13 protein-coding genes and 2 pseudogenes are annotated in these 13146 nt (G+C 33.9%); 11 read left to right on the top strand and 4 right to left on the bottom strand.

All coding sequences use genetic code 11. The features are described 5' to 3' along the window. Positions 1-78: 78 nt before the first annotated feature. Complete coding sequence (locus tag BAQ46_RS19390; protein ID WP_001048092.1) at positions 79-276, top strand: DUF4083 domain-containing protein; 198 nt, start codon at positions 79-81, stop codon at positions 274-276. A gap of 31 nt (positions 277-307) precedes the next feature. Continuing rightward, entirely contained in the window at positions 308-769 is a 462-nt protein-coding gene (locus BAQ46_RS19385) for an NUDIX hydrolase (RefSeq protein ID WP_000035005.1), read from the top strand. 49 nt (positions 770-818) lie between these two features. Here BAQ46_RS19385 and nadE read toward each other — a convergent pair whose 3' ends face one another. Continuing rightward, a complete protein-coding gene (nadE, locus tag BAQ46_RS19380; protein WP_061130932.1) occupies positions 819-1637 on the bottom strand; it encodes an NAD(+) synthase in 819 nt (272 codons plus the stop codon). Positions 1638-1909: 272 nt separating this feature from the next. Here nadE and BAQ46_RS19370 point away from each other — a divergent pair, with 272 nt between their 5' ends. The 3 genes from BAQ46_RS19370 (at position 1910) to BAQ46_RS19360 (ending at position 5419) form a co-directional block, all read left to right on the top strand. Further along, positions 1910-3790: an FtsX-like permease family protein gene (locus BAQ46_RS19370; protein WP_071742499.1), complete on the top strand. Its 1881-nt coding sequence runs from the start codon at positions 1910-1912 to the stop codon at positions 3788-3790. A gap of 116 nt (positions 3791-3906) precedes the next feature. Further along, positions 3907-4194, top strand: a complete 288-nt coding sequence (locus tag BAQ46_RS19365) for an AbrB/MazE/SpoVT family DNA-binding domain-containing protein (RefSeq protein ID WP_000648330.1) — start codon at positions 3907-3909, stop codon at positions 4192-4194. A 274-nt stretch (positions 4195-4468) separates the two neighbouring features. Continuing rightward, entirely contained in the window at positions 4469-5419 is a 951-nt protein-coding gene (locus tag BAQ46_RS19360) for a serine protease (RefSeq protein ID WP_001089039.1), read from the top strand. Between the two features lie 40 nt (positions 5420-5459). Here BAQ46_RS19360 and BAQ46_RS19355 read toward each other — a convergent pair whose 3' ends face one another. Next, positions 5460-5768, bottom strand: coding sequence for an ArsR/SmtB family transcription factor (locus BAQ46_RS19355; RefSeq protein ID WP_001259894.1), 309 nt, complete (start codon positions 5766-5768; stop codon positions 5460-5462). Positions 5769-5875: 107 nt separating this feature from the next. Here BAQ46_RS19355 and BAQ46_RS19350 point away from each other — a divergent pair, with 107 nt between their 5' ends. Together BAQ46_RS19350 and BAQ46_RS19345 are read left to right on the top strand one after the other, a co-directional pair. Next, positions 5876-6811 (top strand): aldo/keto reductase, encoded by a 936-nt coding sequence (locus BAQ46_RS19350; RefSeq protein ID WP_071742497.1) that lies wholly within the window; start codon positions 5876-5878, stop codon positions 6809-6811. Positions 6812-6860: 49 nt separating this feature from the next. Beyond that, positions 6861-8036 carry an MFS transporter gene (locus BAQ46_RS19345; protein WP_046197614.1) on the top strand — a complete coding sequence of 392 codons (1176 nt, stop codon included), beginning with the start codon at positions 6861-6863 and terminating at the stop codon, positions 8034-8036. A 186-nt stretch (positions 8037-8222) separates the two neighbouring features. On the opposite strand, the gene BAQ46_RS19335 is transcribed toward BAQ46_RS19345, so the two are convergent. Both BAQ46_RS19335 and BAQ46_RS19330 read right to left on the bottom strand, forming a co-directional pair. Beyond that, positions 8223-8447 (bottom strand): hypothetical protein, encoded by a 225-nt coding sequence (locus tag BAQ46_RS19335; protein WP_000162601.1) that lies wholly within the window; start codon positions 8445-8447, stop codon positions 8223-8225. Between the two features lie 84 nt (positions 8448-8531). Further along, entirely contained in the window at positions 8532-8879 is a 348-nt protein-coding gene (locus tag BAQ46_RS19330; RefSeq protein WP_000426313.1) for a DUF4257 domain-containing protein, read from the bottom strand. A 197-nt stretch (positions 8880-9076) separates the two neighbouring features. Between BAQ46_RS19330 and BAQ46_RS19325 the strand changes: the two are divergent. The 4 genes and pseudogenes from BAQ46_RS19325 (at position 9077) to BAQ46_RS31705 (ending at position 13022) form a co-directional block, all read left to right on the top strand. Further along, positions 9077-9595: pseudogene (locus BAQ46_RS19325) on the top strand (DinB family protein). Between the two features lie 191 nt (positions 9596-9786). After that, positions 9787-10836 (top strand): ribosome small subunit-dependent GTPase A, encoded by a 1050-nt coding sequence (gene rsgA, locus BAQ46_RS19320; RefSeq protein WP_001073059.1) that lies wholly within the window; start codon positions 9787-9789, stop codon positions 10834-10836. 122 nt (positions 10837-10958) lie between these two features. After that, a pseudogene (locus BAQ46_RS31710) lies at positions 10959-12080 on the top strand (cache domain-containing protein); the annotation flags it as partial. After that, a complete protein-coding gene (locus BAQ46_RS31705) occupies positions 12075-13022 on the top strand; it encodes a methyl-accepting chemotaxis protein (protein ID WP_428839391.1) in 948 nt (315 codons plus the stop codon). The pseudogene BAQ46_RS31710 and the gene BAQ46_RS31705, both read left to right, overlap by 6 nt. The last annotated feature ends 124 nt before the right edge of the window (positions 13023-13146 follow it).

Genomic DNA, 13146 nt, shown 5'->3' with positions numbered 1-13146 from the left:
GATGCTCTTTTCCTTATGTATTACTACAAAAATCAGAATTATATGATAAAATGAAAGGAGGAAGGATGTGGAATCTAAATGAATTTGTTCGAGAGTGATATTTTTACATTGATATATACTTGTTTAGTAATCGGACTTATCGTTTTGTTTTTCCTATCATTTACTTTGTTCATTAAAAGAGTATTGCAAAGCAGTGCTGCAAAAAAACAACAAGTGATGCATATGAATCAGAAGCTAGATCGAATTATTGAATTGCTTGAAAAAGATAAGGAATAGCGATAAAAGAAGTATGAAAAGGGGAAAGAGAATGGCCAATTATATAAAAGAATTACGCGAAAAAGTAGGGCATGATTATGTTTTCTTAAACTTTGCCGGTGGTTTTGTATTTAATAAAGAAGGAGAAGTATTACTGCAAAAAAGAGGCGACTTTAACGCTTGGGGCTTTCCAGGGGGGGCAATGGAGATAGGAGAATCGGCTGCGGAAACTGCAATTCGAGAAATAAAAGAAGAAACCGGGTATGATGTAGAAATAAATGAACTTATTGGAGTGTATACAAAATATTTTCAATCATATCCAAATGGAGACAAGGCGCAGTCAATTGTGATGTGTTTTTCATGCTCAATAGTTGGAGGCGACAAAAAAGTAGATGGTGATGAAACGTTGGATTTGAAGTTTTTCCCGTTAGACGACATGCCACCGTTATTTTGTAAACAGCATGAAGATTGCCTGCAAGATTTATTGGAGAAAAGGGTAGGGGTATATCGTTAACATATAAAAAAAGAAGCTAAATGAGATTAGCTTCTTTTTTATGTTTTATTTATTTCCACCAATCATCAAACATTGATGCTGGTACTTGTCTTTTATGCTCACTCACTGTGTAACGTTTTTCAATCTTTTCTGCAACGTCAGCTGGAACTGCTTTACCTTCTAAGTAGTCATCAAGTTGATCATACGTAATACCTAACTCTGTTTCATCAGCTTGACCTGGTTTTTCATCTAATAAATCAGCTGTTGGCATTTTTAAGTAAAGTCGCTCGTCTGCACCTAATTCTTGTAATAGAGCGCGTCCTTGGCGTTTCGTTAATCCTGTTAATGGTAATAGGTCTGCACCACCATCTCCGAATTTTGTAAAGAATCCTGTTACAGCTTCTGCAGCGTGATCTGTTCCAATCACAAGTAGCCCTTGTTGACCACCGATTGCGTACTGCGTAACCATACGGATACGTGCTTTCACGTTACCTTTATTGAAATCTGTTAATGATTCACCTAATAAGTTTTCGTATTGATTTGAGAAAGTATCAACTGTTGAAGCGATATCAAATGCAACAGATTGATCAGCTTGAATAAATTGTAATGCTAATTGCGCATCATCTTCGTCTTTTTGCACTTTATAAGGAAGGCGCACGGCAATAAACGTTGCGTTACCACCTTCATTACGAATTTCCTCCACTGCAAGCTGAGCTAAACGTCCAGCTAATGTAGAGTCTTGTCCGCCACTAATTCCAAGTACAAATCCTTTCGCACCTGTTTTTTTTACATAATCTTTTAAGAAATCAACACGTTTACGGATTTCTGCTTTCGGATCAATTACAGGTTGGACGTGTAATGCTTTCATAATCTGTTCTTGCAATGTCATTATGTTTTCCTCCTATTCATATTAAAGCGGTAAATAAGTTTATATGTATATTGGTACATACTTCTATCCTTTATTATTTCGCAAAATTAACGAATATACAATAGGATGTGTGTATGAATATGAATGTAGTCATTATAATGAAACTGCATCGTTTAAGCAATTTTTTTTGAAACCTTTCAATAATGTAAGGTTTTTGTCATTTGAATCGATGGAAGGGATTTCCGTACTTTACTAATATAAGAACATAGTTAGTAGAAGGGCGGAGAAGTAATATGAATATTAGAGAACTCGCATATCGGAATGTGACGCGAAATAGACGAACATATTCAGCATATTTTTTAAGTAGTGCATTTGCTATTATGGCCTTTTTTGTTTATTCGTTTTTTGCGTTTCATCCGGCATTAAGTGCTGGAGAATTGGGACGATATGTGTTCGTAAGTATGTCTTTTGCACAGTCCATTATTTACTTATTTACATTTTTCTTTATTTTATATTCGATGGGAATGTTTTTAAAAACGAGAAAGCGTGAACTAGGAATTTTAATGATGTTAGGTATGACGAAATATCAATTAAAGCGTCTTATCTTTTTTGAAAATATTATGATTGGAATAGGGGCAATTATTTTTGGGATACTTGCTGGAATGCTATTTTCCGGAATATTACTATTTATAGCTCCAATGATATTAAAGTTAGATATTTCCTTACCTTATTACATTCCAATGAAAGCCATTGTTGTAACGAGTATTATGTTTTTCGTATTATTTATGATCATTTCATTGTTTAGTGCAGGAATGATTCGAAAAAATAAAATTATGAAATTGTTTAGAGGATCGGCAGAAGCGAAGCCGGAACCGAAAGCATCCATTATTTCTTCTATATTAGCAGTTATATTGCTTAGTGCCGGATATACAGGAGCGCTTATGTCACACGGTGCAATGGTATTTATCATGATGATTCCTGTTACAACGGTAGTCATTATTGGTACGTATTTGCTGTACAAGCAGTTGAGTGTTTTTATTATTAGACTATGTAAAAAAAGTAAACGTTTTTATTGGACACAGACAAATATTATTACGTTGTCAGATTTAGCTTACCGTATGAGAGATAACGCAAGAATGTTCTTTATTGTAACGATAATTTCAACTGTAGCATTTTCAGCAATAGGTACATTAGTTGGCTTTACATCAATGACAAAGGCGGTTATGGAGAGACCAATTGCGTTTCACTATCATTCTAAGCAAGGAAATAGTAATGAATCACAGCATTTGAAGATGATTGACGAAGGGTTAAAGAAACATAGTATAGCAGCTTCAAAAACTAATATTTCAACAAAGAAAACGGAGGAGCAGTCGTTAAGAAGCGCCACGTTTATAAAGGAATCAGACTATAAGGAATATGCGAAGTTAACAGGAGAACCCTTTCATGAGGGATCCAAAAAAGAAGTTTTATTTTTGGCAGTTGATATACCAGGACCACCGATGAAAGAAAGAAAAGAAATTACGTTGCCACATTTGAATGAACCTTTAAAAGTGAAAAAAATTAATACGTCTTCATTAAGTAAAATAATAAGAGGTAACGTTTATGTAATCTCTAACAAGCAGTATGATGCATTACAAGATGGATTTAAAGAGGAAAAAAATTATGTATACAAAACAGAGGGAACGAAAGATGAAATTGAGGTTGGGAAAGAACTAACGCATCAGATGAAACCTTATGAAGAACATGCAACGTTTAGTGCAGAAGAGTACGCACAAAACCAAAGTTTACAAATTGCAGGACCAATTCTATTTGTAGGTTTCTTTATCGGTATTGTATTTTTCGTATGTGCAGGAAGCTTCCTTTATTTCCGTTTGTTTTCTGATTTGGAGGATGATACTCGTTTGTTTGAAATGATTCGAAAAGTAGGTTTAACGAGTAGAGAATTATCGAAAGTAGTTACAATTCGATTGGCGCTTTTATTCTTTGTTCCAATAGGTGTTGCAACATTACACGGGGCAGTAGCGTTAACTGCACTCGGGCAGATGTTTGAGTACCCACTATTTAAAGAAAATACGATTGTATTAAGTATTTTCGTAGGAATTCAAGTTGTATATTTCTTACTGATTCGATCTCGTTATTTAAAACAATTGAAAGAGAGATTATATATTCGTTAAATGTGTTTTTTTAACTTGAGTACAAAATTTTCTAAAAAGAGGCAGGTATTACCAAAAAGTGATAAAATGGAAAAAGCGAGGTGAAAAAATTAATAAAAAGTAAGGGAGGAAGTAATATGAAAGCAACAGGAGTTATTCGAAAAGTAGACGAATTAGGACGAATTGTAATTCCTAAAGAATTACGTGATGTATTGGGAATACAAATTAAATCACCGCTTGAAATTTTCGTAGAAGAAGACAAAGTCATTTTACAAAAATATCAACCTTACAATGCTTGTCAAATAACAGGTGATGTTTCAAATCAAAACATATCATTAGCAAATGGAAACATTACTGTTAGTATAGATGGAGCGAAATATTTAATAAAAGAAATAGAGAAGTTTTTAAACAAGAGTGAGGCTTAGTCTTAATTTATATTATTTTAAAAATTTCATATCATTCTTGAAAGACAGTAAAAGGACCAATTTAGTGGTCCTTTTATTTTGGTTATTGGTTGTACCAATCGGATTTTTGATGTCTACAAATTACGAGATAAATAAAAGAGTAGTATAAATTTCGTAAGTCTTATTGAGAAATATTTTTAAGGAAGGAAAACGAAACAACTAAAACGAATGTTACATGTAAGCATTTTCAAAAGTGGTCTGAAATGAAAATAATATATTTTCAGGAGGGATTACGATGAACAGTAGTACAGCGAATAAACAAAAAGGTATACAATTGATTCCTTTTACAGTAGATAAGGTAGTTGAACAAGTAAATGAAATTCCACCAGGTGTACAACTCATTCATGCTCCGCAAGTATGGGAGAAGAGTGCAAAAGGAAAAGATATTGTTGTTGCCGTATTAGATACAGGGTGTGATATGAATCATATAGATTTAAAGGATCGTATTATCGGCGGAAGAAATTTCACGAAAGATTACGAAGGAGATCCAAATATTTATCTTGATAATAACGGACATGGTACTCATGTAGCTGGGACAATTGCAGCGACTGAAAATGGAGTTGGTGTTTTAGGAGTCGCACCGCTCGCTAAAATGTTAGTGTTAAAGGTTTTAGCAGGAGATGGTTCTGGAAGTTATGAGCAAATTATTGAGGCGATTCATTATGCTGTAAATTGGAGAGGGCCTAATAAAGAAAGAGTTAGAGTCATTTCCATGTCACTTGGTGGCCCGCAAGATGTTCCAGAATTACATGAAGCAATTCAAAATGCGGTAAAGCAAGATGTTCTCGTCGTATGTGCTGCTGGAAATAATGGAGATTGTAATGATAATACGGAGGAACTAGATTTCCCAGGTGCATACTCAGAAGTAATTGAAGTGGGTGCCGTCAATTTAGAGCGGAAAATCGCATGTTTTAGTAATTCAAATCAAGAAATTGATTTAGTGGCGCCAGGCGATGGAATATTATCTACGTATCCTGAGGGGAAATATGCGGTATTAAGTGGAACTTCTATGGCCACACCGCATGTCGCTGGAGCACTGGCATTGCTCATAAAGCAGTGTGAAAGGGAATATGGTAGAAAGTTATCAGAACCAGAAATATATGCACAACTTATTAAAAGAACTGTACCTTTAGGATATGAACGTACATCTGAAGGGAATGGTTTATTAGATTTATTAAAAGAATAGAAAATACTAAAAAACATTTCATATTCATATGAAATGTTTTTTAGTATGGTTCTGTTGCATGTATTATGACATCTAATAAACCGGGGAATCTAGCATTTAAGTCATCTTCACGAATTGAAATGAAACGTTGTGTGCCTTCAAGGCGTGTATACATAACACCAGATTCACGTAAAACTTTGAAATGGTGAGATAAAGTTGATTTCGCAATTGGAATATTTAACGCACCACAAGATTGTTCATTTTTCTCTAGTAGCATAGTTACAATTTGTAAACGAATTTGATCACTAAGTGCATATAAAATAGAAGAAAATTGAATTTCTTCTCGATTTGGATGATAGAGAGTACGCATTTTTTCACCTGCTTGTATAAGTTAATATATTTGCACTATAACATATAAAGTGGTATATTTCTATTGTTCGAATATATTCGAACAATAGAAATATAGGGGGAGAAAAAATGAAGTATACAAAATTGGAAAAGGCAGGACTACATATTTCAAAATTGGGGTTAGGAACAAACGCTGTAGGGGGACATAATTTATATGCTGATGTGAATGAGGAAGAAGGAAAACGATTAATAGAAGAAGCTATGGGGCAAGGGATTACCTTTATTGATACAGCAGATTCATACGGTTTCGGCAGATCAGAAGAATTGGTAGGGGAAGTATTGAAGGGAAAACGCCACGAAGCTGTACTTGCTACAAAAGGTGGAATACAACCGTTATTAAATGGAGAGGTTTATATGAATAATGAACCGAGCTATTTAAGAAAAGCTGTAGAAAATAGCTTAAGAAGATTACAAACTGATTATATTGATTTATATTATTTACATTTTACAAACCCAGAAACAAGTTACATAGATTCAATTGGAGAACTTACTCGCCTAAAAGAAGAAGGGAAAATTCGTTCAATTGGAATATCTAACGTAAACGTAGAGCAATTAAAAGAAGCAAATCAGTATGGGCACATAGATGTTGTACAATCACCGTATAATATGTTAGATCGTACTGCTGGGCAAGAACTTTTGCCATATTGTATAGAATCAGGTATTTCATTTATTCCTTACGGGCCTCTTGCTTTTGGGATACTAGGTGGTAAATATACAGAAGATTTCAAATTGAATAAAGGAGATTGGCGTCAAAGTGTAAATCTATTTGAAGAGAATACATATAAGAGCAACTTTAAGAAAGTTGAAAAGTTAAAAGACATAGCTAAAGAAAAGGATCTCGAATTATCGCATGTAGCTTTAGCGTGGTTATTAAACCAAAAAGGAATTGATACTGTTATTCCTGGTGGGAAACGAGCGGAGCAAATAAGAGAAAGTGTAAGAGCGGTGGAAGTTTCATTGAATGAAAATGTCATGAAAGAGATTGAATCTATTTTAGAAGATTAGTTGAAAGGAGGGATAATTCCCTCTTTTTATATAAAAGGAGAAGATTTAAATGAAAAGAGTACTAGCTGTATTCTTTACAATCATGTTTATGATCGGTACAGATACTTTCTTAATTTCACCACTGTTACCCACATTACAACAGGTGTATCATATTTCAACTGAGTTGTCAGGGTGGATGGTGAGTTCATATGCTTTGGGATATGCTGCATTTGCACTTATCGCTGGTCCTATATCAGATAGTTTAAACAGAAAAAAAGTGATGGTAATAGGGATGAGTTTTTTTGCGTTAAGTACGTTTTTATGTGGAATTGCACCGAGTTTTCTATGGATGTTAATATTGAGATTTTTAGCAGGTGTAAGTGCAGCCTTTGTATCTCCACAAGTGTGGGCATCTATTCCGCTCCTTATAGAGAAGGAACAAATTGTAAAGGCAATTGGGATTGCAACAGCAGGATTGTCACTCTCTCAAATTTTAGGACTGCCAGTTGGATCATATTTAGCAATGATACACTATACAACACCATTCTTCATCATTGGTATATTATCAGCACTACTTGTTATTCTTATTTATGCAGTATTACCAGAAATACAACCGGGTTATATAAATGGAAATAAAACAAATATCTTAAGGCGTTATAAACAATTACTTTCAGATTCTAAGGTTTCACTTTCTTTTTTTGCATATTTTGTTTTTCAAACTGGTAATTTTGCTGCATTTTCATTCTTCGGTGTGTGGCTGTCTATTCAATTTGGCTTGCAAATTCATGAAATAGGAACAGCTATGCTCGTATTAGGATTAGGAAATTTAACTGGTAATATTTTTGGACCTAGAATCGTAAATAAAATTGGTTATAACCTTTCATTCTATGGTGGAATTATATTTACAGCAGTTCTATATGCATTACTTCCTCATGTAAACAACATTATAATTGTGGAGTTATTATTTTTTGTTTTGTTTTTTGTGACAGGAATTTTGTTTGTATTAATGATGAGGCACTTACAAAACATATCTATCGTAGCAAGAGGAACAGGAGCGGCTCTAGCTAATGCTTCTATGTATATTGGTCAAATGATTGGAGCGGCAATGGCAGGAATGTTATTTGCAGCATCTCACAATTTTATATTTGTAGGTAGTTTTACTGCGTTATTATATATTTTAGCTTTATTTCTGTTTAGAAAAAGTGAAAGACTAACTGAGAATCGTGAAACAGGAATTGCGTCATAAAGTCTTTACAAATAAAAAAAGCCCAAAAATAAAAATCCCTATAGAGATAGGGATTCATATATCGGCATATAGCTCCTTGGAAAAGGATATACTGAGTATAACATATAGGACTACTTATAATTGTGAAATAGATGTGAAAGTAATGTGAAAAATAACATAATAAAAAGCACTGTTTTAGCTAATGAACTAAAACAGTGCTTTTCTCTTTGATTGAACAGTTGCTGCATTTTCATCATGTATGCCTGCATCTTTAATAATTCGTTGTTTAGCTTTATTTAATAGATGGTTTACTGCTTCTCCAAAATAGTTAGCTTCGCTTTTTGTGCGGGCTTCTCGTAAACATTTATAGTTTTCTAGCAGTTCCTCTTTTTCAGTGTCTGTTAAGAAATCTTCTATTTTCTTTTTTGTCATACGAAACACCCTTTCTTCTGACAAACGACGCAATAGAAAATATTTATTGTTTATTATAGCAATAATTTTCAAAAAAAGTATAGACTAACGTCGCAATAATTTGTCAATTTCTTGAATCTTCTCATCAGCTTTCCCGATTTGCGTATTTTTAGCCTGTTCGCCACCAAGAGCTTGATGTAGTAAAAAAGTCTGACCGGAAATAGCAGTCACAATGGATACTTTAATAATTTCTTTTATTAAGGTGACATCAAATAAAACGAGTCCAAGAAGTGCAGCTAGACTACCAGTGAAAATATCAGTCAAAAACCCAAAGTGAAAAAAAGTCTTCAAACGGCGTGGAAGCAATAACTTACCTTGGTTATTGATTAGATGGGAAACGAAACCGGTAATGCCACCAACGAGTATAGCAGTTAGCCATTGATACATTTCCATCGAATCCACTCCTTTTAGTGAATAAGATTCGATTATTTTATATTGATTCCTTTTAATATTTCATAGAAGCATATTGAGAAAGTTTGTTTGGTTTTTGTTCTATATTCAATTTAATTATATGAGAAAAATCTGATATATAGGAGTCTATTATACGAAGCAGTTATTCCTTAATATGAATGTAAAAAGGGTTGCGTGATATGAATATAGATTACCGAATAAGAAGTGTGGATGGTTATACAAAAAATATAGGGGAATTAGTAAGCATGCTGGAGCATACAAGGGCTGTAGCATTCCTGGAAATAAGAGATCTATCGGTTGAGTAATTAGATTTAATGATACCGAGTGGAGGGAATTCCATTGGAGCGTTACTAAAGCATATAGCAGCTATTGAAAAAGCACATCAGCTTATTTCATTTCAAGAGCGTGACTTTACAAAGGAAGAATTAGAAATATGGAAAGACGCACTGTATTTAGGCGAAGTGGGGAGAACAATCCGTGGTCATGAAATAAAGTATTATGTACAGCTTCTACAAAGTGTTCGAGAAGAATCACTGAAGTATTTGAGTGAACAAGATGATGCATGGCTAATGTCAGAAAGAAAGTGGCCTAACGGTGTAGCGCATAACCAGTACTATCTATGGTTTCATGTGCTAGAAGATGAGATTAATCACCGTGGACAAATTAGAATGATGAAAAATAAAATGTTTGAAAATTAAGTTAAATAAGGTAGCTTTTTAAATAAATATTCCATATAATGAGAGTAATTAAAATGAGAACGGGGTGATGTATTATGGCGAAAATAACTTATATGAATCATAAACCAAATACAAAGGTGGATGGAAAGGGCGAGACTATATAAGGGAGCGCACGATCCTTCCGCTTAGCTTAAACTAGGGAGGATATCAATTTGAATCAAAATATTTTAGAATCGTTCGGCTGGGATTCTTTTTTTGAGGAACAAGCTGTTGAGAACTTTGAAGTAGGACGAATTTTACTTGAGCATAAGCATATATATCGAATTATTTGTAATGATGGTGAATATATGGCAGAGCTGTCTGGAAAGTTTCGACATGAAGCAGTAACGAAGGGAGATTATCCAGCAGTTGGTGATTGGGTGTATATAAAGAAAATAGAGAATGAGAAGAAAGCAATTATTCATCGTATTTTTCCAAGGAGAAGCTCTTTTTCTAGACAAGAGGCTGGTACTCGAACGGAAGAACAAGTAATAGCAGCAAATGTAGATTATCTATTTTTAGTGAATGCACTTAATCATGATTTTAATGTAAGAAGAATGGAACGTTATTTACTATTAGCGTATGAAAGCGGTGCAATGCCTGTAATTGTTTTAACAAAGAGTAGCTTATGTGAGGACATAGAGCAGAAAATTGTTGAAACGGAAGCTGTGGCAATTGGTGTTCCAATCTTCGTCGTTGATAGTGTAGAGCATACCGGTATTGAATCGTTGCAGCAATTCGTTACTTCAGGAAAAACAATTGCTTTAGTCGGGTCATCAGGGGTTGGGAAATCTACTTTGTTAAATGCACTTATAGGAATTGAAGTAGCAAAAACGGGAGATATTCGTGAGGAAGATAGTAAAGGAAGGCATACGACAACTCATCGTGAATTGTTCCGATTACCGAGTGGTAGTTTAGTTATTGATACTCCGGGTATGAGGGAGCTGCAGCTTTGGGAAGGAAGCGATGCGATTCAAACAACATTTTCTGATATTGAAGAACTAGCAAATACATGCCGTTTTAGGGACTGTAAGCATGAAAATGAGCCAGGGTGTGCAGTGCATAAGGCAATTGATAACGGAATGATTACGATAAATCGATTGCAAAGCTATAAAAAATTACAAAGAGAACTAGCCTATTTTATGAGAAAACAAGATGCTGTTCTTGCAAGAGCAGAGCGTGATAAGTGGAAAAAGATTTCTAAACAGCATAAAAAAATGTAAAAAACCAAAGGTATATTCCTTTGGTTTTTTACATTTGTAAATTTTATAATAATATTATTCAAATATATAGACAAATAGAATTTATTTGTTTAAACTTTACAAAGTATTCATCATAATAGGTTATGAAAATAATAATTAGGGAATGGGAAATATTTATAATTCACAATATTTATCTTATAAAATTGAAAAGCAGGAGGTTTGTAATGGGTAGACTATTAAATTGGTTTCGTGATATGAAAGTAGCAAAAAAACTACTAATTTCATTTTTCGTCATTTTAATTGCAGCTGTCTCTATTATTGGAGGCATGTCTTATCAAACAGCTAAAAAGAATTTTGAATCACAAATTACGAGTAGTGCTCACGACAATATAAAAATATTAGATAATTTAATCAATCAAATGATTGAGGCAAAATTTAATGATATAAATAATTTTGCGCGAGTGATTCAAGGGAATATGTATCAAGGGGAAAATCAAGATGAATTAAGAAAGATGTTATCTCAATATATTAATTTAAATAAAGATGTTGAACAAGTATACGTTGCTGGAAATGATAAGAAATTTGTGCAAGAACCAAATATACAAATGGCAGCGGACTATGATCCAACAGAACGTTCTTGGTATAAAGATGCAGTGGCAAAACAAGGTGGTATTGTAATTACTGAGCCGTATAAGGCAAAAGGAAATGGACATATTGTCGTAACGATTGCAAAACAAGCAGAAGATAAAAACGGTGTTGTAGCGATAGATTTAAGTTTAGATAATTTATTAAAAACAACGAAGTTAATTAATATTGGTAAAAAGGGATATGCTTTCATTTTAGATGGGAAACAAAAAATAATTGCACATCCTCAAGAGAAGTCAGGAGAAAAAGCATCTGATTCTTGGGCCAAGAAAATTTATGAAGATAATCATGGTGCTTTTTCATATATGTATGACGGTAGCGAAAAACAAATGGTATTTGCTACAAATGTAAAAACAGGTTGGAAAATTAGTGGGACGATGTACTCAAATGAAGTAATTGAAGCTGCGCAGCCTGTATTTTATAATATGTTAATTGTTATGTTCATTTCATTAGTTATAGGAGGGGCACTTATTTATTTTGTGACACTTTCTATAACGAAGCCATTAAAAAGATTAGTTGTCACTTCTAAAGAAATAAGTGAGGGAGATCTAACGCAAACCATCGAAATTCATTCTAATGATGAAATTGGTCAACTTGCAAAAGGATTTAATGAGATGACTGATGCATTGCGAACATTAATCGGAAGAATTAATACTTCGGCTGGACATGTTGCAGCAGCATCAGAAGAGCTAACGGCAAGTGTAAGACAGGCGAGTGAAGCAACTGAGCAAATTACGATGGCAATGGACGAAATATCAAGCGGGGCAACAACACAAACGACAAGTGTAGAAAATGGTGCAATGTTACTATTTGATGTAACAGAAGGCATTCAGCATGTAGCAAATAGTTCATCATCAATTAGTACGGCTTCTGCTCATACTCGTGAAAAAGCAGAAAATGGTGGGAAATTAGTCGGAAAAACAGTAAATCAAATGCAGTCAATTGCAGAATCTGTTTCACAATCAGATGAGGTTATTCAGTTACTAAATAATAAATCAAAGCAAATTGGTGACATATTAGAAGTAATTCAAAATATTGCAGATCAAACAAATCTTCTAGCTTTGAATGCGGCAATTGAAGCTGCAAGAGCGGGAGAACACGGAAGAGGATTTGCAATTGTTGCTGATGAAGTACGTAAATTGGCGGAGAAGTCTAGCGTATCTTCTAGTGAAATAAGTAAATTAATATGTGAAATACAAGATGACATGAGTAAGACGGTAAAGTCTATGGGTCATGTAAATGAAGAAGTTCAATCTGGACTTGTTATTGCAAATGAAACGAAGCAAAACTTTACTGAGATTTTACAATCTACAAACGAAATTGCTGATCAAATTAAAACGATGGTTGAAACGGCTAACGGGATGTCAAAAGGTGCAAATGAAGTGTCTATTTCGGTAGGACAAATTGCAATGACAGCGCAGAATAATGCGACGAGTACTCAAAACGTTGCAGCATCAGCGGAAGAACAATTAGCTTCGATGGAGGAAATTGGTTCTGCAGCTGGTACGCTTTCTCAAATGGCTGAAGAGTTACAAGTATTAATTGAAAGATTTAAAGTTTAATAGAGAACAGACTACTCCAAGATAGCAGTATGCTATTGGAGTAGTCTGTTTTTTTGTAAAATTAAATAGAAATACACAATACTTTTATGAGGTTTAAATATATATTTTGTATAATATTTGTCGA

Source organism: Bacillus paranthracis (assembly GCF_001883995.1).
In the GTDB taxonomy this organism is placed as follows: Bacteria; Bacillota; Bacilli; order Bacillales; family Bacillaceae_G; genus Bacillus_A; species Bacillus_A paranthracis.
This window is presented reverse-complemented; position numbering and strand designations above follow the sequence as displayed.